Below are 22921 nucleotides of genomic sequence, written 5' to 3'. Positions count from 1 at the left end.
CTCCCGATCCATGGCCCCTCGTTTCGAGATCATGCTCTGGCCCGACTCGGACAACGGCTGAACCCCAAAGTTGGATCCCATGGTGGGCACATCGGGCATGTCTTTGCGGGCATGTCTTAACGGAAGCGGGTTGACTGCTGAGTGGAAGAGGAACCGCCTTTGCCACGTCGCGTTGCCCTCCAACAGCCGAGCCCTGACGCTCGGCTTCACGCCATTCCAATCGACGAGGCTGACGATGCCCAAAATTGTTCCCGATGATCGTGCCCGGCAGGGGCCCCCAGGCCGGCCTGTCCTTGGAGTCCTGATCGGCGCTCTGGTTCTGTGCGTGGTCGCCATTGGCGGCTATCTTGTCTGGGTCGGCCTCTCATCGCCCAGCAATCCAAACCAGGATGCCTCTCGATCAGCCGTGACAGGTTCTTCCAGTTCCAACCCGGCCAACCGGACATCGCCGGCCTATCCTGCGCCTGCCGAGCCCTCGGCAACCGGCACGACAAATCCGCAATAAGATCGATCCGTAATCTGCGCCGGCAATGATGGCTGTTCGTCATCCCCGGCCTTCTCTTGCCAAGCGTCTGTTTGGCGGCGATTTTTCGCCTTAATGATTCGCATAACCAACCTTCACCGGGGTCGCGACAAGGCGAGATTGCATGACAAGGATTGGACGAGGGCGGCTGTTTCTGGCTGCAATGCTGGCTTTTGGCATCGCGTCGGCGAGCTTGGCCCAAGGGCCGCAGCCCCCGCAACCTGCCTCCCAGGCCCCGTCGCAGGCGCCAGCTCTCCCAGCGGCGAATGGTCCAAGCGCCGCCATTCCCACCGATACGAAGGCGGCGCGGGCCAAGCTTGACGGCTTCAAGGCCGATCTTAGCCAGAAGGAGCTGGCTCTTCAGGGGCGCAGCCAATCCGATGCGGAGCTTCAGAACCTGCGACAGCAGATCGAGCCGATCATCGACAATATCCGGACTGTCATCGCCGAGCAGGCACCCAAGCTCGAAGCCAGCAAGGCCCGTCTGGCTCAACTCGGGCCGAAGCCCAAGGAGGGTGAGCCCGATGAGAGCGCCGACGCGGCCAAGGACCGCAGCGAGCGCGAGGCCGCCGTGGCGGAGCTCGACGAGACGCAGCGGCTCGGCCGGGCGCTCCTCGTCCAGGCGGAACAACTGAGTGCTCAGATCAGCGATCTCAGAAGAGCGGGGTTTACGCGGGCCCTTTTCGAAAAGAGCGACAGCATCCTGAGCTTCAATCTGTGGATGGACGTCCTCCAGGCCATCCCGCGTGAGCTGCGCGCGCAAAGGATCACCTTTGGGGACACTGTCGGACAGATCGAGCGCCATGCCACGCTCGGCGTCCTGCTTCTCATCGGTCTGGCGATGGGCGTTGCCATCGCACTTTATGCCGGGCGCCGGTCGATTGCGCCGCGCCTCGTCGGGCGTGATCCGTCGATCACCGATCCTGCCCGCCGCAGCGGGCTTCTGGCGGCTCTCGCCGTTCTGCTTCTGGGAACGGTCCCGGCCATCGCCGGAAGCTGGATCTTCTGGGTCGCCTTCGATGCCGTCGACGTCTTTCCGCCGCGCCTGGAACAGGTCGTGGCGGCGCTTCTGCGGGGCATTGCCTTCATTGCCTTCGTCCGTGCCCTCATTGACGCCATTCTGGCGCCCGGCCACGGATCGTGGCGGCTGGTCTCCGTCAGCGATGCTTCCGCTACGAGAATTATGAGCTTCGGCGTGACGCTTGTGACGGTGCTCGTGGCCGGCAAGGTGCTCGAAGCCTTCAATCAGGCAATCGCCGCCGCGCTGCCGATCACGGTCATGACGCGCGCCGTCTTCGCGCTAGCGGCAGCGCTGATCCTCGCCGAATTGCTGCGCCGCTTCGCGACAAGGGCACATCAGGACGAAGCCTGTCTCGGACCCTATATGGCGCCTGAGGTCTCCGTCGGCGGGCCGGTGCGAACGATGGGTTGGATCGTCGTTGCCGCCGTGATCGGCAGCGTGCTCGGCGGTTACGTGGCGCTCGCCTCCTTCCTGGTCGATCAGGCGCTGTGGATTTCGATCCTGCTCGCCCTGCTGATCCTGTGTATCGCACTGGCGGACGAGTTCATCGGCAACACCTTCCGCACGCAAAGCCGCATCTCGACGATGCTGCAAGCCAATACAGGCCTGCGCCGCCGCTCCCTGGAGCAGATCGGAGTCTTGGCGAGTGGCGCCACTCGGCTGGCGTTGATCGTCATGGCATTGCTTCTTGCGCTTGCGCCCTGGGGCATCGAATCGACCGACCTGATGGGCTCGCTGCGAGCCGTCTTCTTCGGGTTCAGCGTCGGCGACGTCACGATTTCGCTCTCATCGATCCTCATCGCGGCGCTGCTGTTCGCCATCGGCTTCGCGGTCACCCGTGTGATCCAGCGCTGGCTCGACAACACCTTCCTGCCGGCGACGGAACTCGATGCGGGTCTGAGAAACTCGATCCGCACGGCGGCGGGATATGTGGGCATCATCTCGGCGGGCGTGATCGCCTTCACCTATCTGGGCCTGAGCTTGGAGCGGGTGACCATTGTGGCCGGTGCCCTCTCGGTCGGTATCGGTTTCGGCCTGCAATCCATCGTCAACAATTTCATCTCCGGTCTCATCCTGCTGTGGGAGAGGCCCATCCGCGTCGGCGATCTGGTCGTCGTGGGCGATGGCGAGGGCTATGTGCGCCGGATCAATGTCCGCTCGACCGAGATTCAGACCTTCGACCGTTCGACCCTCATCGTACCGAATTCGAATCTCATCTCCGGTATCGTCCGTAACCGGGTACGCAACGATCGCATCGGGCGCGTGCTCGTCTCGGTACCGGTCCCTCGCGCCTCGGACCCCGACCACGTGTCCGAGATCATGAAGCGCTGCGCCCTGGCGCATCGTGAAGTCATGAGCGAGCCCGCGCCGCGCGTCCTCTTCAAGAAGGTCACGGAAAACACCATCGACTTCGATCTCATCTGCTTCGTCGACGATATCGATGCCGCCGGTCGCGTTTCGAGCGATCTTTATTTCGACATTTTCCGCAAGTTGCGGGAGGAGGGGACGGGGGCACCTCCGGGGTCGGCCGCCGCAGCGCCGCCCAAGGAGCCGGAGAAGATCGAAGAATCCGAGGCCAAGCCCAAGGCGCAGCAGGATGAGGATGAAGGCTTAACTCTTCTCAAGGATAAGTGAGCCTCATGAAACGCATCATCCTCTTCAGCCTCCTGGCGGTTGCGCTTGGGGCGTGCCAGAGCACGCCTCGCCGCAGCGAAACCCCGACTTTCTACACTTCCATGGCGCGGGCCGATGCTGTCGTCGATGCCGCGATGGCGCGGGACATGATCGGTGCCTATCGCCGCAACAAGGGTCTCGGTCCCCTGGTCCTTGACCCGGACCTACAGGCCGCGGCGGAAGCCGAGGCGCAGGCCATGGCGGCGGCGGACAAACCCAGTTCCGCCGATGCCTTCAAGGCCCGTCTCGCAGCTGCCGGCTTCAAGGCCCCGGCCACGAACCTATCCGCCGGCTACCACACTCTGGCGGAAGCTTTTTCCGGTTGGCGGGAGAGTCCGCAGCACGACAAGGTGCTGCTCGACCTGCAAGCGACCCGGATCGGGATTGCGACGGCCTATGCCCCAAACTCGAAATACAAGGTCTACTGGGCGCTGGTGGTCGCGGCGGACAGGCGCTGAGTTCGTCCACTCGCTTGCGAACAAAATCACGGGATTGCCGTTGATCGAGACAGGCTTAGGTTTATGAAACGGGACCTGAAGCAAGTCGAGACGGTCATCATGTGTCTGGAGTGGAACGGAAGGTCGGTTCCTTCGAATTCTGCCGAATGCGCAGGTAACGGCGCATGTGGATGATTCGTCTATACGTCCGTGTTCTCGGTCAGCTCGGTTCCGATCTGAAGGTCGGTGCCCTTCTGGCCGCAGCGAATGTCGCGCTCGCCATTTCCGCCTTTGCCGAGCCGATCCTTTTTGGCCGCATCATCGATGTCCTGACTCAGGCGCAGATTCCCGGGTCGCCAACGATCACTTTCACGACCTTGGCTCCTCTCATCGCAGCATGGATTGCCTTCGGTTTCTTCTCCATAGGCGCGGGGGTCCTCGTGGCGCTCTACGCCGATCGGCTCGCGCATCGCCGGCGCCTTGCCGTGGTGGCGAATTATTTCGAGCATGTGCTTGAACTGCCATTGGCCTTCCACACTTCGACCCATTCAGGCCGCGTCCTGAAAGTGATGCTCGAGGGCTCGAACGGCATGGCGTGGCTCTGGCTGGGGTTCTTTCGCGAACATTTTGCTGCTCTCATTGCCCTTGTCGTTCTCCTGCCGCTGACCGTTTTCCTTAACTGGCGGCTGGGACTTCTCCTCGTGGCGCTCGTCGTCATCTTCGCCGTTCTGACTACCATCGTTGTGCGCAAGACCGAGAGCCTGCAAGGCTCCGTGGAGCGCTATCATTCGAGCCTCGCGGAACATGCGTCCGACGCCCTCGGCAATGTGCCGGTGATCCAGTCCTTCACCCGGGTCGAGGCTGAAGCGAGCTCGCTGCGCAGCATCATCAACCAGCTCCTGCAGGCGCAAAATCCGGTTCTCTCCTGGTGGGCGCTGGCCTCCGTCGCCTCCCGCGCGGCGGCGACCATCACTGTCACTGCGATTTTCCTGGTCGGCACTTGGCTTCATCTCAACGGGCTTGCCACCATCGGCGAGGTGGTGATGTTCATGAGCATCGCCACCATGCTCATCTCCCGGCTGGAGCAGGCCGTGAGCTTCGTCAACCAGCTTTTCATGCAGGCGCCGAAGATGCGCGAGTTCTTCGAGATTCTCGATACCGCGCCCGTGGTTCACGATCGTCCCAACGCCAAGAATGTCGACCGTTTCAAGGGCAAGGTCGCCTTCGAGAATGTCAGCTTCTCCTATGACGGCAAACGGCCCGCGATCCAGGATGTGACGTTTACCGTCCGCCCCGGCGAGACCGTGGCGCTCGTCGGTGCGACCGGCTCCGGCAAGTCGACGACCCTGGGGCTTCTGCACCGAGCCTTCGATCCGCAATCGGGCGTCATCCGTATCGACGACGACGACATCCGCGATCTCAGCCTGTCGTCGCTTCGCCGCAATATCGGCGTGGTGTTTCAGGAGCCGATGCTGTTCGCCCGTTCCATCCGCGAGAACCTGCAGGTCGGGCGGCCCGATGCCATGGATGCGGAGATGATCGAAGCGCTGGAGCGCGCGCAGGCCACGGAATTCATCGCCCGTCAAAGCGATGGGCTCGACTCGATCATCGGCGAACGGGGACGCTCCCTGTCCGGCGGCGAGCGTCAGCGCCTGTCTATCGCCCGGGCGCTCCTGAAGAACCCGCCGATCCTCATTCTCGACGAGGCAACCAGCGCGTTGGATGCCGCCACGGAGAAAAAGCTGCAGATGGCCCTCGACGAGGTGATGAAGGGTCGCACGACCTTCGTCATCGCTCACCGCCTCGCCACCATCCGCAATGCCAACCGCATCCTTGTCTTCGATAAGGGGCGGGTCATCGAAAGCGGCACCTTCGAGGAACTTGTCGCGAAGGGCGAACGCTTCGCCGAACTCGCCAAGGCGCAGTTCATCGCCGGCGAAGACAAACCGAAGCAGACCGGGCAGAATCTGCCGGAGCCCGCTCCCGCGGAATGATGAGTTTATTATCCTAGAGCCATCGCTCCCCATCCAGCCGCGGGAGTAATAACTGTTTTCATCTGTTCATGAAGCATCTGTTCATGAAGCCAAAGTTCGGGGAATTTTTAAATTTTGCCCTGAAACGTGGTTGCGGTAAGGGTGATGACGGAACAAAGCTTTTCTCCAGGACGGGGAAAATGACAGCGACCACGCGAGACTTGGCCATCCCTGAATGGCCAGAAAATGCTTCTACGACTCATCAGACGAATGGCATTACCCTTCACGATGTCGAACTAGGAGCGACAGACGCTCCTCTCGTCATTCTTCTGCATGGGTTCGCCGATTTCTGGTGGGGCTGGCGACGTCAGGTCGGCCATCTCGCCGCCGCAGGCTTTCGGGTCGTGACACCTGATCAGCGCGGCTACAATCTCAGCGAGAAGCCGGTCGGCCTGAGAGCCTACGATCTCGATGTGCTGGCGGCCGATATCGTCGGATTGGCGGACGCCTATGGTCGAAAGAAATTCCATCTCATCGGCCACGATTTCGGAGGGCTCATCGCTTGGTGGATCGCGACCCGCTATCCCGATCGGGTGGAGCGAATGGTGGCGATCAACGCGTTCCATCCCAGCGTGCTCATGCCCTATATATGGCGGCATCCGACGCAGTTGCTCCGCAGCATCTACATGGGCATCTTCCAGATTCCCTGGTTTCCGGAATCGCTCCTGAGTTTCAAGAACTTCGCTGTTCTGCGAGGGCTGGTCCATCTGGGTTGCCGACCGGGGACCTTTTCCGATGCGGATCTGAAGCGCTACATGAAGACGTGGTCGGTCCCCGGAGCGATGACAGGCATGATCAACTGGTATCGGGCGCTTGTTCGCAAACCCAAGGATAGGAATGCCCGCGTGCGGGTGCCAACGCTTCTGATCTGGGGGCTTCGCGAGCCTTACCTCGAAAAAGGGCTGGCCGAGGCCAGCTTGGCTCGTTGCGATGAAGGGGAAGCCCTTTGGGTCGAAGCGGGCAGCCATTGGGTGCATCTCGAGGAATCTGACACCGTCAATGCAGCCCTTGTGTCCTTCCTGAAGCGGGCTAGCTCCCCTTCTTCGTCGGCGCGAGTGGGGTAATCCGAAGCGCGGTGATCCGGTTTCTCGATTTACGTAGAACCTGGAAGCGGAAACCATGAAAGGTGAAGATCTGGCCTGTGTCGGGGATCGCCTGCGCCTCGTGGATGACGAGGCCTGCGATGGTGGTGGCTTCCTCGTCCGGTAGGTTCCAGTCCATCACCCGGTTTAGATCCCGGATCGGCACCGATCCGTCCACGTTCACTGAGCCGTTCGGCTGGGGCCGTACGCCCTGCACCGAGAGATCGTGCTCGTCCTTGATGTCGCCGACGATCTCCTCAAGGATGTCTTCGAGCGTGATAAGTCCCATCACCTCGCCGTATTCGTCCACGACGAGGGCGAAATGGGTCTTCTTGGCGAGGAAGGCTTTGAGCTGGTCGCGGAGCGAGGTGGTGTCCGGGACGAACCAGCTTTCCAGCGCAATGGCTTCCACCGTCAGCTTGCTCGCATCTCCGCCGACGGCATCGAGCGCACGGAGCAGATCCTTGGCATGCAGCACGCCGATGATGTTCTCCTGGCTGCCGCGCCAGAGCGGCAGGCGGGTATAGGGAGACGAGAGAACCTCGCGAACGATCTCTTCCGAAGAGAGGTCGGCGTTGATGGTGCGCATCTTGGTGCGGTGGACCATCACCTCGGAGACGGTCAGCTCCTCGAGGTCGAGGAGGCCGCCCATCATGTCGCGTTCTACTTTCTCCACGTTACCCTCCTTGTGCAGGAGGTCGAGCTGACCGCGGATTTCCTCGCTCGCGGAGAGGATCGGCGTATTCGCACCGATGCGGATCCCGAAAGGCAGCAGCATGAGCCGCACCAGCCGCTCGATGGCGATGGCGAGCGGGCCGAGAATGGCCACGACCCATGTCATGGGCCGCGACAGGCCCAGCGATACTTTGTCGGGCGAGGAAATGGCGATCGTCTTCGGCAGCACTTCCGCGAACACGATCACGAGGACCGACATGATGACGGTGGCATAAAGCGCCCCGCCATCGCCGAACATTGCGACGAGCATGCTCGTGGCGAAGGCGGACACGCCGATATTGACGATGTTGTTGCCGATCAGGACCGTGCCGATGAAACGCTCGCGCATCTGCAGCAGGCGGTTCACCAGCTTGGCGCGGGCATCACCGCCTTTCTCCAGAAAGAGCATGCGCGCCCGCGATGCGCCGGTGAAGGCGGTCTCGCCGGCCGAGAAGAAGGCGGATAGCAGAAGACAGAGGATGACGACCAGGGCCGCGACCCAAAGCTCGGTAGAGGGATCTTCGATCATGGTTGCGATGTGCTGTTTTCACCTTCCAGGAACGACCGGACGCTTTCGACCGCGATGTCGTGCGCGATGAAGCTTTGCCCGATGCCGCGCGCCAGGATGAAGGTCAGAGCCCCACCCTTCACCTTCTTGTCCTGCGCCATGGCGTCAAGCAGTTCGTCGACCGTGCCGCAGCCTCCCGGAACATGGTTCAGCCGCGTGGGAAGTCCAGCGGCGGAAAGATGCGCTTCGACGCGCTCCGCATCGGCCGCCGGACAGAGCCCCAGGGTGACGGAGAAGCGGAAGGCGAGGCACAGGCCGATGGCCACGCCCTCCCCATGGACCAGTCGCGTGGAATCGTAGCGCGTGATCCGCTCCAGGGCATGGCCGAAGGTATGGCCGAGATTGAGCAGGGCGCGGTCGCCGTCCTCCCGCTCGTCGCGGACCACGACCGCGGCCTTGGCGCGGCAGCTTTGCGCCACGGCCTCGTCCCGCTCGGATTCGCCGGAGAAGACTCCGCGCCAGTTGGTCTCGCACCAGTCGAAGAAGCGGGCATCGTCGATGAGGCCGTATTTCACCACCTCCGCATAACCCGCCCGCATCTCGCGAAGCGGCAGCGTGTCCAGGAGGGCGGTATCGGCAAGGACGAGGCTTGGTTGATGGAAGGCGCCGACGAGGTTCTTGCCGTGGCGTGAATTGATGCCGGTCTTGCCGCCGACCGACGAATCGACCTGAGCGAGCAGGCTGGTCGGCACCTGCACGAAGCGAACGCCCCGGCGCACCACGGCGGCGGCGAACCCGGCAAGGTCGCCCATCACGCCTCCGCCGAGCGCCACCACGAGATCGCCGCGCTCGATCTTCGCTTCCAGCACCGCGTCGCAGACCTGCTCCAGCGAAGCATAGGACTTCGTCGCCTCGCCGGGAGGCAAGGTGATGACGACGGTACGCAGGCCTTGCCGGCGCAAGGCCTCGACCAGGGTTTCGGCATAAAGCGGACCCACATGCTCGTCGGTAACGATGGCCGCCGCTCGCGCGCCAAGCGCTGCGATACGCGCACCCGCCCCTTCGAGAAGGCCGCGCCCCACGAGGATCTCGTAGGACCTGTCGCCGAGCGGAACCGGAACCGTTGTGACGGATTTTTCCGGCATCCGAACCGCTACGCCACTCACTGCAGAGAACTCCCTTGTTCCTCGAACCAGTCTTCCAAGGCCTTGATCACGTCGGCCACGACCCGATCATGCGGTGCTTCGTGCGAATACACGGTTACATCCGCGGTCGCATAGACCGGATGGCGGATGTCCATGAGTCTGCGCATGGTACCGTCCGGATCGGGATTCTGAAGCAGGGGGCGGGTCGCGCGCTTGCGGACGCGCCGCATGAGCACGTCGAGATCGGCCTTGAGCCAGACGGAGATGCCGCTCTCGGCAATGGCGGCGCGGGTCTCCTCGTTCATGAAGGCTCCGCCCCCGGTGGCGAGCACCATTGGACCCTCCTGCAGCAGGCGGGCGATCACACGCCTTTCCCCATCGCGGAAATGCGCTTCCCCATGAATGGAAAAGATGTCGGGGATCGTCATTCCGGCCGCGGCCTCGATCTCGTGGTCCGCGTCGCGAAAGGGCAGCCCGAGCTTTTGGGCAAGCCGGCGGCCCACGGTACTTTTTCCGGCGCCCATGAGGCCGACGAGCACGAGAGAGCGCGCGCCAAGCCTGCGGCTGATGGGATGGCCGCCCTGGCGTCCGGTATCCTGCCCGCCGCCTTCATCAAGCGAGTTGAAGCGGCTGATATCGTTCATGGCCCTGTCCTAGCATGAGGGCCGCACTCTGTCACAGGAGGTTGCCGGTGAATTCCGTAAAGACTTGCCTTTGCGGCTTATGCGTGGTTGTAGCGTTAAAACCTTGAAGAGGGGCCCGTGCCGACTTTATTCCGGTTTCTTGTCGTCGTCGCCATTCTCGCCGGTCTCGGTTTCGCCGTCGTTTTCGCTCTGGCGACCCTTGTCGAGCCTCAACCGCGGGAAATCACGGTTCCCATTCCAAGCAGCCGCCCGCCTTCCCAATGAGCGGTGCCCGGCACGCGAGCCTTTTCCTGGATATGCTCGCCGCCGAGCGTGGCGCGTCGAAGAACACGCTGGATGCCTACCGGCGCGATCTCGACGATTACCTGACCTATCTCGGCGAGGCCGGGAGCCAGCCTGACAGCGCCTCCGCCGCAACGGTGCGCGGCTTCATGGCAAGCCTCGAGGAGAGGGGCCTGAAGGCCTCTTCTGCGGCCCGGCGGCTCTCTGCCGTCCGCCAGTTCCACAAGTTTTTGTATGTCGAAGGCTATGCGCCCGCCGATCCCACCGCGGCCGTCTCCGCGCCGAAGCGCGGGCGGGTTCTGCCCAAGGTGCTTTCGGTCGATCAGGTGGACCGCCTGCTCCAGGTTGCCCATGAAGCCGCCGGGCAGGAGGAGGCGGCGCCTGCCGAGCGCCTGCGGGCCTCGCGTATGGCTTGCCTGCTCGAGCTTCTCTACGCCACGGGCCTGCGCGTCTCCGAGCTCATCGCACTCCCCCGCGGCGCGGCGAAGACCCGAGAGCGCTTTCTCGTGGTGCGCGGCAAAGGCGCCAAGGAGCGACTGGTGCCATTGACGGAGGCGGCGCGGGAGGCTGCACGCGCCTATCTGGCTCTTCTGGAGGAACAGGGGAAGGCCGTTGGTCCATGGCTGTTCCCGGCGGACAGCGAAAGTGGCCATCTCACCCGCCAAGCCTTTGCCCGCGACCTGAAGACGGTGGCCTCCGCGGCCGGGCTTCGCGCGGACAAGGTCAGCCCGCACGTCCTGCGGCATGCCTTCGCCAGCCACCTGCTACAGAACGGAGCCGACCTGCGCATCGTGCAGGAACTGCTCGGCCATTCGGATATCTCGACCACGCAGATCTATACCCATGTGCTGGACGAGCGCCTGAAGAGCATGGTGCGCGATCTGCATCCCTTGTCGTCGGGAGAAGGGTGAGAATTGTCGCATTTATAATAGTCAAATGAGCTGACAATTTTTCAAAACTTGGCAATGAAAAAGATTTTATGCTTATATTTTGAGTATTATTCTAATATAATCTCAAGAAATATGAGATAATTTATTGATAAGCTAGAACGATGCTGAGGTTCATGCGTTGGTCAGGCGAGTGATGCATACTCATGGAGCTGTATTATGCCTAATACACCAGGATCTTCGAATCGCGGGTTTGGTTCGATGGACAAGAACAAGCAGCAGGATATCGCCCGTAAAGGGGGAGAGAGCGTTCCTCCCGAGGATCGCTCCTTCTCCAAGGACCGTGACCTGGCCAGCGAGGCCGGTCGCAAAGGTGGCCAAAATTCACGTGGCGGCAAGCGCTAGCTGAGCCGAATTCCTGATCATTGAGACTTTTTGGAGGGGCTGCCGAAAGGCGGCCCTTTCCCATGTCGGTTCAGCGCCGCTTGAGCAGGAAGACGCCCTGCTCGCCGAGCAGGTTCCAGGCCCACCATGGCAAGGTCATGCGCACCGGGCGCCCGCCTGCGTCGAGAGCCGCCGCTTTTTCCATCTGAGCGCCGACTTCCCGGCACAATTCCACGAAATCGCGGATGGTGCAGAAGTGGATGTTGGGCGTGTCGTGCCAGGAATAGGGCATGTTTTCCGTCACGGGCATCCGGCCTTTCAGAAGAAGGTCTAGGCGCACACGCCAATGCCCGAAATTCGGAAACGAAACGATAGCCCGGCGGCCGATGCGCAGGAGCTGCTCAAGCACCACCTTCGGCTGTCGCGTCGCCTGGATCGTCTGGGAGAGGATGACGTAATCGAAGGTGTCGTCCGGGTAATCGGCAAGGTCCGTGTCGGCATCGCCCTGGATGACTGGCAATCCCTTGGCGAGGCAGGCATTCACGCCCTCGCGGGAAATCTCGATGCCGCGTCCGTCGACGCCATTGCGATCGCGCAGAAGCGTCAGAAGCGAGCCGTCGCCGCAGCCGATATCGAGTACGCGGGACCCTGCCGCCACCATGTCGGCGACGAGAAGAAAATCGAGACGGGGGCCATCCTGTCCTTCGGCGGGCAGGAGCATGGTGGTGGAACGCGTCATGCGATCCCCCGCGCGCGGGCCGCCGCGTCAATGAAGCCCTGTGCTGCGGCGAACATCTCGGGCTCGTCGAGCAGGAAGGCATCATGCCCTTTGTCGCTCTCCACCTCGACGAAACCGACCGAGGCCGCGGCGGCGTTGAGCGCATGGACGATGGCACGGGAATCGGAGGTGGGAAAAAGCCAGTCGGAGGTGAAGGAAATCACGCAGAACCGGGTCGCCGATCCCTTGAAGGCGCGGGCCAGGCTGTCGCCGTGCTCGGCCGCGAGATCGAAATAATCCATGGCCCGCGTCACATAGAGATAGGAATTGGCGTCGAAGCGCTCGACGAAGGACAGGCCCTGGTAGCGCAGATAGCTCTCAATCTGGAAATCGGCGTCGAAGGAGAAGGTCGGCGCGCTGCGGTCCTGGTAATTGCGCCCGAATTTCCGGTGCAGGGCCATTTCGGAGAGATAGGTGATATGCGCACCCATGCGGGCCACGGCGAGGCCCTTGGAGGGGCGCGTCCCTTCCGCGAGATAGCAGCCGCCGCGCCAGTCGGGGTCGGCCATAATCGCCTGGCGGCCGACCTCGTGGAAGGCGATGTTCTGCGCCGAATGGCGCGCGGCAGTCGCAATGGGAAGGGCCGAGAAGACGCGTTCCGGATAGCTCGCCGCCCATTGCAGGACCTGCATGCCCCCCATGGAACCACCGATGATGCAGAACAGGCTCTCGATGCCCATCCTGTCGATCAGGGCCGCCTGCGCGCGCACCATGTCGCGGATCGTGATGACCGGAAAATCGAGGGCATAGGACTGTCCCGTCGCCGGGTTCACAGAGGCCGGGCCGGTGGTGCCCATGCAGCCGCCGATCACGTTGGCGCAGATTACGAAGAAACGGTCGGTGTCGATGGGCCTGCCCGGCCCGACCATAGTCGTCCACCAGCCGGGCTTTCCCGTCACCGGGCTGACATTCGCCACATGCTGATCGCCGGTCAGGGCGTGGCAGATCAGGACGGCGTTGGATTTGTCAGCGTTCAGTGCGCCATAGGTCTGATAGGCGATCTGCCAGGGTCCGAGAGGGATGCCCGCATCCATCACCAGCGGCTCATTCGCTCCGAAGCGTGCGACAGGGCTCGACGGATCGTCGATCTGGCTTCGCGGCTCGGGGAACTGAAATGCGCTGGTCATGCTCGAAATGGCGGAAGCGTTCGATCTGCCGAACAGCGGTAATTCGGACGGGCTCCCAGGTCAACGAACATAAAGCCTCAGCAAGACCCGATCAGGCCCATTTGTGGCTTGGCATGGCCGCGCGAGGCTGCGAAGAAGGGCCCGCTGTTCAGGATTGCCGCCATGTCCATCGAAAAGACCGTCCCCTCCCTTGCCGAACTGCGTCAGGAAATCGACCGTATCGATGAGTCGATGCACCGGCTTCTGATGGAGCGGGGAATGATCATCGACCGGCTCATTTCGGTGAAGAAAACCTCGGAATCGGGTTCGGCATTCCGGCCGGGCCGCGAGGCTTCGATGATGCGGGCGCTGGCCGAGCGCCACGAAGGCCTCCTGCCGCTCGACACGGTGGAAAGCATCTGGCGGGTCATCATCGCCACCTTCACCTATGTCCAGGCTCCTTATGCAGTGCACGCTGACATTTCCGGCGGCGATGCGCCCATGCGCGATTCGGCCCGGTTCCATTTCGGTTTCACGGTGCCCTACCTTACCCATCCGAGCGCGACGGCGGTGATCGAGGCCGTGGCGTCGGGTCGCGGCGATCTCGGCATCTTCAGGATCGATCAGGGCGCCTCCAGCGGCGCATGGTGGCGCTCGCTTGCGGACAAGGACCGGCCGAAGATCATCGCGCGGCTGCCCTTCATCGAACGGCCCGACCATCCGGCCGGCACGCCGGTCTTCGTCATTTCCAAGCCTCTGACGGATGCGGCCGTGCGCGATGTGGTGCTCTATGCCGCGCAGTTCGAGCGCTGGCACAGAGATGTGGGGGCGACCCTCTCCAGGCTCGGAGGCGAAGCCGTTGCCAGTGCCGCCGATACCTATGGCCTCTCGGTGCTGATCGCGGTGCCGGGAACGGTCGAAGCGCCCCGGCTGCATGCCGCCCTGACCGATGCGGGCGCCAGCCTGGCGCAACTGGTCGAGATCGGCAGCCATGCCGAACGTTTCCGCGTGAAATGAACCTCAAGCTGCGCTAAAGCATCGGACCTAAAAGTGGGTTGCACTTTTAGGATCATCCGATGTTTTCTCCTCTGATGAGAGCATCGTGTGGTCGCAAAACCGGGTCCACTTTTGCGCACGATGCTCTAGAGCCATTCTCGAAACCGACCCTTTTCAGGAATTTTTCATGTCCGCCCGTCCCGAACCCCGTCCCGGCGTTATGCAGATCGAGGCCTATGTGCCCGGCAAGAGCGCAGCCGCAGGGGTTGCGAAGATCCATAAGCTGTCCTCCAACGAGACCCCCCTCGGCCCGTCGCCGAAGGCAATCGAGGCCATCAAGGCGTTCGACCATTTCGAGCTTTATCCGGATGGTTCGGCCACCCGCCTGCGCGAGGCCATCGCCGCGAAATACGGGCTCGATCCGAACCGCATCGTTTGCGGTGCGGGTTCGGACGAGCTTCTCTCGCTGATCACCAGCGCCTATGTGGGGCCGGGCGACGAGGGCGTGTTCTCGGAGCACGGCTTTCTCGTCTATCGCATCGCCATCCTGGCTGCCGGCGGCGTTCCGGTCGTGGCGAAGGAGAAGGATTACCGGGCCGATGTGGACGCGATCCTCGCCAAGGTGACGCCGAAGACGAAGATCGTTTTTCTGGCCAATCCCAACAACCCGACCGGCACCTATCTGCCCTTCGACGAGGTAAAGCGCCTGCATGCGGGCCTGCCCTCGCATGTGGTTCTCGTGCTCGATGCGGCCTATGCGGAATATGTGCGCCGGAACGATTACGAGGCCGGTCTCGAACTCGTCGCCACGGCGGATAACGTGGTGATGACCCGCACCTTCTCGAAGATCTATGGTCTCGCCAACCTGAGGCTCGGCTGGATGGTCGCCCCCCCCCATATCATCGACGCGGTCAGCCGCATCAGGGGGCCGTTCAACGTCAACGGCCCGGCCATGGCGGCCGGTATCGCTGCGATCCAGGACGATGCCCATCTGGCACAGGCCGTAACCCACAACGAGAAATGGCTCGCCTGGCTCACCTCCGAGCTCGAAGCCTTGGGTCTTGAGGTCACGCCGAGCGTCGGCAACTTCCTCCTGATTCACTTTCCTCGGGAAACGGGCAAGACGGCGAAGGATGCGGATGCATTTCTGACGAGCCGTGGGCTGATCCTGCGCCGCATCGACGGCTACGGCCTGCCCCATGCCCTGCGGCTTACCATCGGTGACGAGGAGGCGAACCGGCTGGTCGTCGCGACCTTGCGCGAGTTTCTGAGCGGCGCAAAAACCCATGCCTGAGCGTCTTGGACCTCCTCTCGAGACGCCGCTCTTCGAGCGCGTCGCCCTCATCGGCCTCGGGCTGATCGGTTCTTCGATCGCGCGCGCCGCGCGGCATCTCAACCTCGCTCGCACCCTCGTCGCCATCGACCAGGACGAGGCCGTGATCGGCCGCGTGAAGGAGTTGAAGCTCACCGACGAGGCGACGACTGATTTCGCTGCAGGCGCTGAAGGAGCCGATCTCATCATCCTCTGTGTGCCGGTCGGCGCCTGCGGTGCGGTGGCGGAGGCGATCAAGGGCAGCCTCAAGCCGGGCTGCATCGTCTCCGATGTCGGTTCGGTGAAGGGGTCCGTGATCGCCCAGGTGCAGCCGCATCTGCCGCCGGGCGTGTCCTTCGTTCCGGCCCATCCGGTGGCAGGCACGGAATATTCGGGGCCTGACGCCGGCTTCTCCACGCTGTTCTTCAATCGCTGGTGCATTCTCACGCCGCCGGAAGGCACGGAGGACGCAGCCATCGACCGCGTGCGCGATTTCTGGTCCGCCATGGGCTCGAATGTGGAGGTCATGACGGCGCAGCATCATGATCTGGTGCTCGCCATCACGAGCCACGTGCCGCATCTGATCGCCTACAACATCGTCGGCACGGCGGCGGATCTTGAAACCGTGACCCAGTCAGAGGTGATCAAGTTTTCCGCCGGCGGCTTCCGTGATTTCACCCGGATCGCTGCCTCGGACCCGACCATGTGGCGCGACGTGTTCCTGCACAACAAGGAAGCGGTGCTGGAAATGCTCGGCCGTCTCAACGAGGACATCGCGCTGCTCGCCCGCGCCATCCGCTGGGGCGAGGGCGACAAGCTCTTCGAGCTGTTCACCCGCACCCGCGCCATTCGCAGGGGCATCATTTCGGAAGGGCAGGAAACGCCTGAGCCCGATTTCGGCCGCAGGCGCGACGGTCAGTAGATCACCGGCAGCTTGACGCTCGGAACCACGAACGGGCCGAGTGCCAGATAGCCGTTGTCGAAGCGTAAGGGTGGCAGGGGCACGAGGGCAGGCTTGGCATTGGCCTGACCGTTCGCGGCCCGCGCGCCCTGGCCCAGGAGCGCGCCGAGCAGCGCTCCGCCGGAGCGGCCGCCCATTACGTTGCCGAGGAGCCCGTCGAGGCCCGCCGCGGCGACGTTGAGCATCCCGGTGGGGCGGTGCTGCTCGTCGATGCCGAGCTCACCCTTCGCCTCCATGCGGCGGGAGCCCTTGGTGAGGGCGAGCATCGCGATATCGAGCTTGCCACTGTCGCTGCGCCAGCGCTCCAGTTCCTCGGCGATGGGCCGACCCCGGAATCCTTCAGCCTTCGTGATGGTGACGTCGGCCTGGAGATCGGTGGGCTGCGTGCCACCGATCAGGTTATCGAGCGCCGGGATCCGAGCCTGTCGGACAGAGGTGGCCACATCATAGGCCTTTTCCTGCCCTCGGGCGGGGTCGGGCCGCACATGGAATTCCGTTTCCTGGCTTGAGACGGCGATGGGCTCGGGCGTCAGGCCCGTCACCGTGACGGTCGGAGCCTTGGCGACCGCCGAGAGCCGCTGCAGGCCAGTGGGCGTAGCGTGGACGCTGGTCTGAAGAAGATCCCAGCGCCCTTCCACAGTCACCGTTCCATCGGTAAGCCGCAGCGGCCCCTCGATTTCCGTGATCACGAAGCGGGGCTGATAGACCTGTGCCACGGATTCCACCCGGCCGAACGAGGCCGTCACCGCACCGTGCTTCAGGCTGAGGGAACCGCAAGTCACCTCCATCCGGAACGGAAAGCCGCCGACGCTCCGGTCCTGGCAGGTCCATTCCCGGCCGGCCCTGGCCTCCAGGCCGAACCACGAATCGATCGATTCCGTGGTGCGGTTGCGAATCACGAACCAAGCGGCGCTCCAGGCGATGGCGATCAGGAGCAGAAGGACGAACGGCGTGTAGAGCCAGAAGCGGCTGGCGCGAACGTTCTCCTTAGCGGTGGCCTCATCCATTCGGGTCTCCTATTGTCTCGCTTCCTGGCAACTGCTAGCGCCGGATCCAGGCAAGGATCAGGCATGTCGGTCGAAATGCAGGACGACGCAACCGATTTATGGGTTTTCGGCTATGGCTCCCTCATGTGGCGGCCGGGCTTTCCTTTCGTCGAACAGCGTCATGCCCATCTGCACGGCTATCACCGCTCGCTCTGCGTCTTCTCCCACGTCCATCGCGGATCGCCCGAGAAACCGGGTCTCGTTCTCGGCCTCGACCGGGGCGGACGCTGCCACGGGGTCGCATTTCGCGTGGCGAAGGAGGAAGCCGAGTCGACCGTCCATTACCTGCGCGAGCGCGAGCAGGTCACATCGGTTTATCTGGAGCGTCATCTGCCCCTGCGGCTCGACGATGGCCACATCGTGAGGGCGCTGGCCTATATCGTCGACCGGGCGCACCCGCAATATGCGGGCAGACTGTCCTTCGATGAGATTGTTCGGCTGGTGCGGAATGGGAAAGGAATCTCCGGCATCAATCCGGATTACGTTCGCTCAACCCATGAGCATCTCGTCGGCATGGGCGTCGTCGACCCGCTGCTGCAGCGGGTCACGCAGGTGATGGATTAGCAATCCTCGTTTCCGTCCTGGCGCAGGTCTTCGATGACGGCGCGCCGCTCGCGGTCGTCATGGGCGAGGCGATGGACATGCATCTCGTTCGCGCCGCGATCCTGCACCTCGGCCATCCAGCGGGCCCGGGCCTGCTCGCTGGGATACGAACCGGCGGTGGCGATATCGATAACACGGGCCGTGCCGGCCTCATCGCGCTTCACCGCCAGGATCACCGCATCGGTCACGTCGAAGACCTCCGCCTCGACGAGAGGATGGACACCGACGATGTAGCGGCGGCCGGAGCGGCCCCGCCATGAACTCAGGGTTTCGGAAGAACGAAGGCCCGCCGTTGCCCGTAACCGCTCCTCACGCACGCCCGCTCTCCGCGTCCGGTCGTTGCGGAGATCCCGCATCGCCATGGACCAAGATATGGTTCTTTTGTTCGCCATTTGTTCTTAAGATAAGAACCGGTGGAGACTCCGTCAAGAATCTATCAAAGCCAAGAAACTATCAAAGCCTTGTGATTTCAGGCATTGGACAATTTCGTCGCAGGACGGGGGAGGGGAGCGAGGCCAAGCTCGCTGCGCCCCTCGTCTGTCAGCCTGTCGGATACGGTCTCGATTCGGTCCTGCAGTTCCTTGAAGAATACGTCGCGAGGCAGGCCCGGCGGGATTGGCTCCAGGATTTCGACGCGAATGGTGCCCGGGCGGCGGATGAACTGCCGGCGCGGCCAATACAGGCCCGAGTTCAGGGCCACGGGAAGGCAGGGCACACCGAGATTCTGATAGAGATGCGAAACGCCGAATTTGTAGGCCGGGGGTGCCCCGGACGGACGGCGAGTCCCTTCGGGGAAGATCAGGATCTGGCGTCCGTGCTCTGCCTCTTCATGGGCCCGCGCCATCATCCTGATGAGGGCCTGCGAGCCCGCCTTGCGGTTGACCGGCACGGAGCCGCCCTTCCAAGTGTACCAGCCGAAGAACGGGATCCACATGAGCTCCCGCTTCAGGATGAAGGCCGGATCCTTGAAGAAAGTCAGAAGGGCGAAAGTCTCCCAGAGGGATTGGTGCTTGGCGGCAACGAGAAAGCCGCCCGGAGGAATGTGTTCCCGCCCGCGAACCTCCAGCTTGGTTCCGGCGAGCACACGCAGAAGCCAGAGGGATGACTGCGCCCAGAGCTTGGCGCCGCGCATGAAGATCCGGCGCGGCAGAGCGAGCGTCGGAATGAGGACGATCATCCAGAAAGTGATGTTGATGTAGAACGCGATGTTGAACAGCAGGGATCGGAGAATGAGCATGGCTTCGATGAAAAAAGCGGGGCCTCATGCCCCGCGAAAAATCACTCTAGAGCGTTTTTCCGCCGTTAGAAACGCTCTCTTTCCGTCGGCTGCATTTTAAAGTGAACCGGAACTTCTTTGCGTGAGAGCGCTTCAGCGCCACAAGGGCTCGGCGGCGACGTGCTGGATCGGCTTTCCGCCGCTCATGATCTTCGCCACCGAGGAATGTTCGGGATCCTTCTCGAATCGCGTCCGCACCCATACGGCGAGGAATTTCACATATTCGGAGAACAGCACCCGTGCGGTCGAGGGGTTGTGCCACCACTCATGCGGATCGATGGTCGCTGCGACCGGATAGGGGATCTTCTGCAGATTGGGCAGGGCGTGGTCGAGTTCCACCAGGGTGCGCGGCATATGATAGTTCGAGGTCACGACGATGAGCGCGTCGAACTGGTTCTGCTCGGCCCAGCGCCGGGTCTCGATGGCATTGCCGATGGTGTTGCGGGCCCGGTAATCCAGGTCGACGCAGCAATCGAACAGGCGCCGCTGGCCGGGATTGAGGCGGAAGATCTCGTCGCGGCTGGTCTTTTCGTTGACCCCGGAAATCAGGAGCCTCCTGGCATAGCCCTGAGCCAGAAGGTCGATGGCATCACCGATGCGCTGCGCGCCGCCGGTCAGCGCCACGATGCCGTCGGCCCGCGTTTCGGGCTTCTGCTCGAAACGGTCCAGGGAATAGACGAAGCCGAGGAAGCCGAAGAAGCTGATGGCGAGACAGGCAACAAAACCATAAAGGGCAAAGCGCAGTACACGACCTGCCCTGGATCGACGGCCGGCAAGAGAAGGCGATCCCGACATGGTCCAGCCCCAGCCCAAGGCCTCCGTCGTGTCCATGGCGCCCATCGTCGCCAAGCTCTGCGTTCGCGAGGTCATCTCGGCGGAAGATAATGCAGAATGCGGCAATGGAGAGGCAACCCTTTAATCAGAGGGTAACCATCAACCATTTCCGTTAAGAAAACGTCTCACCGTCAAACGGGATACGATTCCCGTGATCAGCGCCACCGCGAGCGCAATGAGGATGACAAGGCCATAGCCGCGCCAGCCGATGCTGAAGGAGCCGAACAGGGCCTCGAGCTGATCCCCGGTCGGGCTCGCCCGCCAGGATCGGGTCACGAAACCCAGGCCGATCGTCAACATGAGCGCAGCGCCGGCCCCGGCGGCGCTGCCGCGAAGCCCGAGTTTGAAGAAGCGGCGCTGGAATTCGCGGGCGATGAAATCGTCGTTCGCGCCCACGAAGTGGAGCACGTCGACCACTTCCCGGTTGCCCGCCATCGCTCCTCGCGTCGCGAAGGTGACGGCAAGTCCTGCCGCGACGAGAACGAGGCTGACCAGGAAGACGCCGATACCGATGATGGTATTCGCCATGGTCGAAAGCCGGGAGACCCAGAGAGCGTGATCGTCGAGGCTCGCCCCCGGGACCTGATCCCGCAGGGACTGGCGTAGTTTGGTGAAATCCGGCTTCGTGTCGGCCTTGAGCTTGATCACGATCAGACGCGGCACGGGCAGATCGTTGAAATCGAGGCCGGTGCCGAGCCAGGGCTCTAGGAGCCGCTCCGATTCCTGTCTGGAGAAGGCCTGGGCCTGCTCCACTCCGGGAGTTTGGCGTGCCAGGGCCACGGCGCGCCCCACGTCGTCATCGATTGCCCGCTGCGGGTTCGGGCGGACCTGGATTGTCACCTCACGGGCAATGTCCGAGCGCCATTGCGTCGAGCTCGTGGCCACCAGCTCGGCCCCGCCCGCGCAGAGGGCGGCGAGGAAGGTCAGAATGGCGATGACGGCGGCAAGCGCCTGCCCGCCCGCGGAATCCACCGGAACGAGGGGAGCGTTGCGCCTCAGCGAGGCGGGGAGGGGGCGCTTGTCCCCATCCTGCGCCGGTGGTTGGGGAGCGCGCGAACGCGAAACGTCGTTCATCGGGCTCACTCGTCGATATGCAGCCTGCCGTCGCCGAGCACGAGGCGGCGGACGTCGAGCTGTTCCATCAGGCTGAAATCGTGGGTCGCGATGACGACCGAGGTGCCGAGCCGGTTGAGCTCGATGAAAAGACGCAGCAGCCGCCGGGCCAGCGAGGGGTCGACGTTGCCTGTCGGCTCGTCGGCGAGCAGCAGGTCGGGGCGCACGATCAGCGCGCGGGCGATGGCGGCGCGCTGCTTTTCGCCGCCGGAGAGCACGGGCGGCAGTACATGCATGCGGTCGCCAAGCCCCACCCAGCGCAGGAGCTCGACCACTTCCGCCCGGTAGCTCGCTTCCTCCTTGCCCTGCACCCGCAGGGGAAGCGCCACGTTCTCATAGGTCGTCAGATGGTCGAGGAGGCGGAAATCCTGGAAGACCACGCCCATACGCCGCCGCAAACCGGTCAGCGCATCCTTGGAAATATCGGAGACATCCTCGCCGAACAGGGAAATCAGCCCGCGCGTCGGCTTCACCGACAGCAGGATCAGGCGCAACAGCGTCGTCTTGCCGGCGCCCGAAGGGCCGGTGAGGAACTGAAAGGAATGAGGTTCGATCGAGAAGGTCAGATCCCGCAGGACCTCGGGACCCATGCCGTAGCGCACGCCCACATTCTCGAAATGCACGGCCGGGGCCTGTTCCTCATCGAATTCATTATCGTAAATCGCTTTCACGCGCTGCCCGACCATCCTTCACATGCCGAAAACGAACGGCAGCCGTCGCGCTGCCGGTATCCGATTCGCCATGCTTATCGTCTACCTGCCTTAAGCAAGTCCATAAATTCCGGGAACCGAGGTGCCGGCGAACCGATCGACGCGGGCGATGCTAGCGGATCTTCGTCTCAGGATGAACCTCCCAAGGGCGGTTCGGGTGGACTTTAAAGCCGCAGGCGCGGAAGTCCGTTTGACTTCCCCGTCGCGCCATGGTCACGAAGAGGAAACATTCACGGGGCCTCGGCTCTCACGGATACGGACCTTTCTCTGGACGGACAGACGATGACTGGAATCCCCCGCATTCGCGTTCTCTTCGACGAAAACACCATCGCCAAGCGCAATGAGGAGCTGGCGCAGGAAATCGCGCTGTCCAAGCCCGAGAACCTGCTCGTGGTCGCCGTTCTGAAGGGCAGCTTCATGTTCGCGGCCGATCTGATCCGCGCTCTGCACCGGGCCGGACTCTCGCCGCAGGTCGAGTTCGTGCACCTCTCGAGCTATCTCGATGGAACCGTATCGTCGGGCCAGGTGGCGATCCTGCGAGACGTGGAAAGCGATGTGCGCGGACGCGACGTGCTGCTCGTCGACGACATTCTCGAATCCGGTCGCACGATCACCTTCGCGAAGGATCTGCTGATGGCGCGCGGCGCCAAGCGGGTGATGACCGCCCTTCTTCTGGAAAAGCCCGGCAAACGGGCCGTTTCCATCGACGCCAATTTCGTCGGCTTCACCTGCCCCGACGTCTTCGTGGTCGGCTATGGCATGGATGTCGCCCATTCCTACCGCCAGCTCCCCTTCGTCGGCGTGGTCGATCATCTCGACAAGGACCCCGACCTGTTCGATCAGGCGTGAGCG

General features: G+C 63.0%; 25 protein-coding genes. 14 read left to right on the top strand and 11 right to left on the bottom strand.

What is annotated here, in order from left to right; genetic code table 11:
• Nucleotides 1-235 precede the first annotated feature (235 nt).
• The 5 genes from AB4Y97_RS09865 (at nt 236) to AB4Y97_RS09845 (ending at nt 6752) form a co-directional block, all read left to right on the top strand.
• Nucleotides 236-505: a hypothetical protein gene (locus tag AB4Y97_RS09865; RefSeq protein ID WP_441998863.1), complete on the top strand. Its 270-nt coding sequence runs from the start codon at nt 236-238 to the stop codon at nt 503-505.
• Between the two features lie 142 nt (nt 506-647).
• On the top strand, nt 648-3179 hold the full coding sequence (locus AB4Y97_RS09860) for a DUF3772 domain-containing protein (RefSeq protein ID WP_441998862.1): 2532 nt from the start codon (nt 648-650) through the stop codon (nt 3177-3179).
• A gap of 5 nt (nt 3180-3184) precedes the next feature.
• On the top strand, nt 3185-3676 hold the full coding sequence (locus tag AB4Y97_RS09855) for a CAP domain-containing protein (RefSeq protein ID WP_441998861.1): 492 nt from the start codon (nt 3185-3187) through the stop codon (nt 3674-3676).
• A 164-nt stretch (nt 3677-3840) separates the two neighbouring features.
• Nucleotides 3841-5649, top strand: coding sequence for a glucan ABC transporter ATP-binding protein/ permease (locus tag AB4Y97_RS09850; RefSeq protein ID WP_441998860.1), 1809 nt, complete (start codon nt 3841-3843; stop codon nt 5647-5649).
• Nucleotides 5650-5828: 179 nt separating this feature from the next.
• On the top strand, nt 5829-6752 hold the full coding sequence (locus tag AB4Y97_RS09845) for an alpha/beta fold hydrolase (protein ID WP_441998859.1): 924 nt from the start codon (nt 5829-5831) through the stop codon (nt 6750-6752).
• Here AB4Y97_RS09845 and AB4Y97_RS09840 read toward each other — a convergent pair.
• Genes AB4Y97_RS09840 through AB4Y97_RS09830 form a run of 3 tightly spaced genes read right to left on the bottom strand, consistent with a single transcriptional unit; the run spans nt 6718 to nt 9781 of the window.
• Entirely contained in the window at nt 6718-8013 is a 1296-nt protein-coding gene (locus AB4Y97_RS09840; protein ID WP_441998858.1) for an HlyC/CorC family transporter, read from the bottom strand. The two genes, AB4Y97_RS09845 and AB4Y97_RS09840, sit on opposite strands and share 35 nt — an antisense overlap.
• The gene (aroB, locus tag AB4Y97_RS09835) at nt 8010-9137 is read right to left on the bottom strand and encodes a 3-dehydroquinate synthase (protein WP_441998890.1); all 1128 of its coding nucleotides are present in this window, start codon (nt 9135-9137) and stop codon (nt 8010-8012) included. Before aroB ends, AB4Y97_RS09840 begins: the two co-directional genes overlap by 4 nt.
• Nucleotides 9138-9154: 17 nt before the next feature.
• Nucleotides 9155-9781, bottom strand: coding sequence for a shikimate kinase (locus tag AB4Y97_RS09830; RefSeq protein ID WP_441998857.1), 627 nt, complete (start codon nt 9779-9781; stop codon nt 9155-9157).
• A gap of 117 nt (nt 9782-9898) precedes the next feature.
• On the opposite strand from AB4Y97_RS09830, the gene AB4Y97_RS09825 reads away from it, so the two are divergent.
• The 3 genes from AB4Y97_RS09825 (at nt 9899) to AB4Y97_RS09815 (ending at nt 11355) form a co-directional block, all read left to right on the top strand.
• A complete protein-coding gene (locus AB4Y97_RS09825; RefSeq protein WP_441998856.1) occupies nt 9899-10045 on the top strand; it encodes a histidine kinase in 147 nt (48 codons plus the stop codon).
• The gene (xerD, locus tag AB4Y97_RS09820; RefSeq protein WP_441998855.1) at nt 10042-10974 is read left to right on the top strand and encodes a site-specific tyrosine recombinase XerD; all 933 of its coding nucleotides are present in this window, start codon (nt 10042-10044) and stop codon (nt 10972-10974) included. Before AB4Y97_RS09825 ends, xerD begins: the two co-directional genes overlap by 4 nt.
• Nucleotides 10975-11169: 195 nt before the next feature.
• Nucleotides 11170-11355: a general stress protein gene (locus tag AB4Y97_RS09815; RefSeq protein WP_441998854.1), complete on the top strand. Its 186-nt coding sequence runs from the start codon at nt 11170-11172 to the stop codon at nt 11353-11355.
• 70 nt (nt 11356-11425) lie between these two features.
• Here AB4Y97_RS09815 and metW read toward each other — a convergent pair whose 3' ends face one another.
• Entirely contained in the window at nt 11426-12073 is a 648-nt protein-coding gene (metW, locus tag AB4Y97_RS09810; RefSeq protein ID WP_441998853.1) for a methionine biosynthesis protein MetW, read from the bottom strand.
• Entirely contained in the window at nt 12070-13239 is a 1170-nt protein-coding gene (gene metX / locus AB4Y97_RS09805; protein WP_441998852.1) for a homoserine O-acetyltransferase MetX, read from the bottom strand. The genes metW and metX overlap by 4 nt, the downstream gene beginning before the upstream one ends.
• 162 nt (nt 13240-13401) lie before the next feature.
• Between metX and AB4Y97_RS09800 the strand changes: the two genes are divergently transcribed.
• The 3 genes from AB4Y97_RS09800 (at nt 13402) to AB4Y97_RS09790 (ending at nt 16448) form a co-directional block, all read left to right on the top strand.
• The gene (locus AB4Y97_RS09800; protein WP_441998851.1) at nt 13402-14235 is read left to right on the top strand and encodes a chorismate mutase; all 834 of its coding nucleotides are present in this window, start codon (nt 13402-13404) and stop codon (nt 14233-14235) included.
• 166 nt (nt 14236-14401) lie between these two features.
• Nucleotides 14402-15508 carry a histidinol-phosphate transaminase gene (gene hisC, locus AB4Y97_RS09795; RefSeq protein WP_441998850.1) on the top strand — a complete coding sequence of 369 codons (1107 nt, stop codon included), beginning with the start codon at nt 14402-14404 and terminating at the stop codon, nt 15506-15508.
• Nucleotides 15501-16448: a prephenate/arogenate dehydrogenase family protein gene (locus AB4Y97_RS09790; RefSeq protein WP_441998849.1), complete on the top strand. Its 948-nt coding sequence runs from the start codon at nt 15501-15503 to the stop codon at nt 16446-16448. The genes hisC and AB4Y97_RS09790 overlap by 8 nt, the downstream gene beginning before the upstream one ends.
• Here AB4Y97_RS09790 and AB4Y97_RS09785 read toward each other — a convergent pair.
• A complete protein-coding gene (locus AB4Y97_RS09785; protein WP_441998848.1) occupies nt 16442-17494 on the bottom strand; it encodes a DUF2125 domain-containing protein in 1053 nt (350 codons plus the stop codon). The genes AB4Y97_RS09790 and AB4Y97_RS09785 overlap by 7 nt on opposite strands.
• Before the next feature lie 63 nt (nt 17495-17557).
• Here AB4Y97_RS09785 and AB4Y97_RS09780 point away from each other — a divergent pair, with 63 nt between their 5' ends.
• Nucleotides 17558-18097, top strand: a complete 540-nt coding sequence (locus AB4Y97_RS09780; RefSeq protein ID WP_441998847.1) for a gamma-glutamylcyclotransferase — start codon at nt 17558-17560, stop codon at nt 18095-18097.
• Here the strand turns inward: AB4Y97_RS09780 and AB4Y97_RS09775 are convergent.
• From AB4Y97_RS09775 to AB4Y97_RS09765, 3 genes are all read right to left on the bottom strand, one after another.
• Nucleotides 18094-18528 (bottom strand): hypothetical protein, encoded by a 435-nt coding sequence (locus AB4Y97_RS09775; RefSeq protein WP_441998846.1) that lies wholly within the window; start codon nt 18526-18528, stop codon nt 18094-18096. The genes AB4Y97_RS09780 and AB4Y97_RS09775 overlap by 4 nt on opposite strands.
• Nucleotides 18529-18605: 77 nt before the next feature.
• Complete coding sequence (locus tag AB4Y97_RS09770; protein ID WP_441998845.1) at nt 18606-19373, bottom strand: lysophospholipid acyltransferase family protein; 768 nt, start codon at nt 19371-19373, stop codon at nt 18606-18608.
• 132 nt (nt 19374-19505) lie between these two features.
• The gene (locus AB4Y97_RS09765; protein WP_441998844.1) at nt 19506-20207 is read right to left on the bottom strand and encodes a YdcF family protein; all 702 of its coding nucleotides are present in this window, start codon (nt 20205-20207) and stop codon (nt 19506-19508) included.
• Between AB4Y97_RS09765 and AB4Y97_RS09760 the strand changes: the two genes are divergently transcribed.
• Nucleotides 20206-20331, top strand: coding sequence for a hypothetical protein (locus tag AB4Y97_RS09760; RefSeq protein WP_441998843.1), 126 nt, complete (start codon nt 20206-20208; stop codon nt 20329-20331). The two genes, AB4Y97_RS09765 and AB4Y97_RS09760, sit on opposite strands and share 2 nt — an antisense overlap.
• Nucleotides 20332-20345: 14 nt before the next feature.
• On the opposite strand, the gene AB4Y97_RS09755 is transcribed toward AB4Y97_RS09760, so the two are convergent.
• Nucleotides 20346-21320 (bottom strand): cell division protein FtsX, encoded by a 975-nt coding sequence (locus AB4Y97_RS09755; protein WP_441998842.1) that lies wholly within the window; start codon nt 21318-21320, stop codon nt 20346-20348.
• Nucleotides 21321-21325: 5 nt separating this feature from the next.
• A complete protein-coding gene (gene ftsE / locus AB4Y97_RS09750) occupies nt 21326-22045 on the bottom strand; it encodes a cell division ATP-binding protein FtsE (protein ID WP_441998841.1) in 720 nt (239 codons plus the stop codon).
• A gap of 306 nt (nt 22046-22351) precedes the next feature.
• Here ftsE and hpt point away from each other — a divergent pair, with 306 nt between their 5' ends.
• Nucleotides 22352-22918, top strand: a complete 567-nt coding sequence (hpt, locus tag AB4Y97_RS09745) for a hypoxanthine phosphoribosyltransferase (RefSeq protein WP_441998840.1) — start codon at nt 22352-22354, stop codon at nt 22916-22918.
• Nucleotides 22919-22921: the final 3 nt, after the last annotated feature.

The sequence above is a fragment of the Microvirga sp. 2TAF3 genome (assembly GCF_052114965.1).
In the GTDB taxonomy this organism is placed as follows: Bacteria; Pseudomonadota; Alphaproteobacteria; order Rhizobiales; family Beijerinckiaceae; genus Microvirga.
This window is presented reverse-complemented; position numbering and strand designations above follow the sequence as displayed.

Coding starts and splice junctions, on each gene's coding strand:
- AB4Y97_RS09780 (WP_441998847.1), top strand. CDS start 17,558: ATGTCGGTCGAAATGCAGGACGACGCAACCGATTTATGGGTTTTCGGC.
- AB4Y97_RS09840 (WP_441998858.1), bottom strand. CDS start 8,013: ATGATCGAAGATCCCTCTACCGAGCTTTGGGTCGCGGCCCTGGTCGTC.
- AB4Y97_RS09760 (WP_441998843.1), top strand. CDS start 20,206: ATGGTCCAGCCCCAGCCCAAGGCCTCCGTCGTGTCCATGGCGCCCATC.
- AB4Y97_RS09790 (WP_441998849.1), top strand. CDS start 15,501: ATGCCTGAGCGTCTTGGACCTCCTCTCGAGACGCCGCTCTTCGAGCGC.
- AB4Y97_RS09830 (WP_441998857.1), bottom strand. CDS start 9,781: ATGAACGATATCAGCCGCTTCAACTCGCTTGATGAAGGCGGCGGGCAG.
- AB4Y97_RS09865 (WP_441998863.1), top strand. CDS start 236: ATGCCCAAAATTGTTCCCGATGATCGTGCCCGGCAGGGGCCCCCAGGC.
- AB4Y97_RS09775 (WP_441998846.1), bottom strand. CDS start 18,528: ATGGCGAACAAAAGAACCATATCTTGGTCCATGGCGATGCGGGATCTC.
- aroB (WP_441998890.1), bottom strand. CDS start 9,137: ATGCCGGAAAAATCCGTCACAACGGTTCCGGTTCCGCTCGGCGACAGG.
- AB4Y97_RS09815 (WP_441998854.1), top strand. CDS start 11,170: ATGCCTAATACACCAGGATCTTCGAATCGCGGGTTTGGTTCGATGGAC.
- metW (WP_441998853.1), bottom strand. CDS start 12,073: ATGACGCGTTCCACCACCATGCTCCTGCCCGCCGAAGGACAGGATGGC.
- AB4Y97_RS09850 (WP_441998860.1), top strand. CDS start 3,841: ATGTGGATGATTCGTCTATACGTCCGTGTTCTCGGTCAGCTCGGTTCC.
- AB4Y97_RS09770 (WP_441998845.1), bottom strand. CDS start 19,373: ATGCTCATTCTCCGATCCCTGCTGTTCAACATCGCGTTCTACATCAAC.
- hisC (WP_441998850.1), top strand. CDS start 14,402: ATGTCCGCCCGTCCCGAACCCCGTCCCGGCGTTATGCAGATCGAGGCC.
- metX (WP_441998852.1), bottom strand. CDS start 13,239: ATGACCAGCGCATTTCAGTTCCCCGAGCCGCGAAGCCAGATCGACGAT.
- AB4Y97_RS09755 (WP_441998842.1), bottom strand. CDS start 21,320: ATGAACGACGTTTCGCGTTCGCGCGCTCCCCAACCACCGGCGCAGGAT.
- AB4Y97_RS09765 (WP_441998844.1), bottom strand. CDS start 20,207: ATGTCGGGATCGCCTTCTCTTGCCGGCCGTCGATCCAGGGCAGGTCGT.
- AB4Y97_RS09845 (WP_441998859.1), top strand. CDS start 5,829: ATGACAGCGACCACGCGAGACTTGGCCATCCCTGAATGGCCAGAAAAT.
- AB4Y97_RS09860 (WP_441998862.1), top strand. CDS start 648: ATGACAAGGATTGGACGAGGGCGGCTGTTTCTGGCTGCAATGCTGGCT.
- AB4Y97_RS09800 (WP_441998851.1), top strand. CDS start 13,402: ATGTCCATCGAAAAGACCGTCCCCTCCCTTGCCGAACTGCGTCAGGAA.
- AB4Y97_RS09855 (WP_441998861.1), top strand. CDS start 3,185: ATGAAACGCATCATCCTCTTCAGCCTCCTGGCGGTTGCGCTTGGGGCG.
- xerD (WP_441998855.1), top strand. CDS start 10,042: ATGAGCGGTGCCCGGCACGCGAGCCTTTTCCTGGATATGCTCGCCGCC.
- AB4Y97_RS09785 (WP_441998848.1), bottom strand. CDS start 17,494: ATGGATGAGGCCACCGCTAAGGAGAACGTTCGCGCCAGCCGCTTCTGG.
- ftsE (WP_441998841.1), bottom strand. CDS start 22,045: ATGGTCGGGCAGCGCGTGAAAGCGATTTACGATAATGAATTCGATGAG.
- hpt (WP_441998840.1), top strand. CDS start 22,352: ATGACTGGAATCCCCCGCATTCGCGTTCTCTTCGACGAAAACACCATC.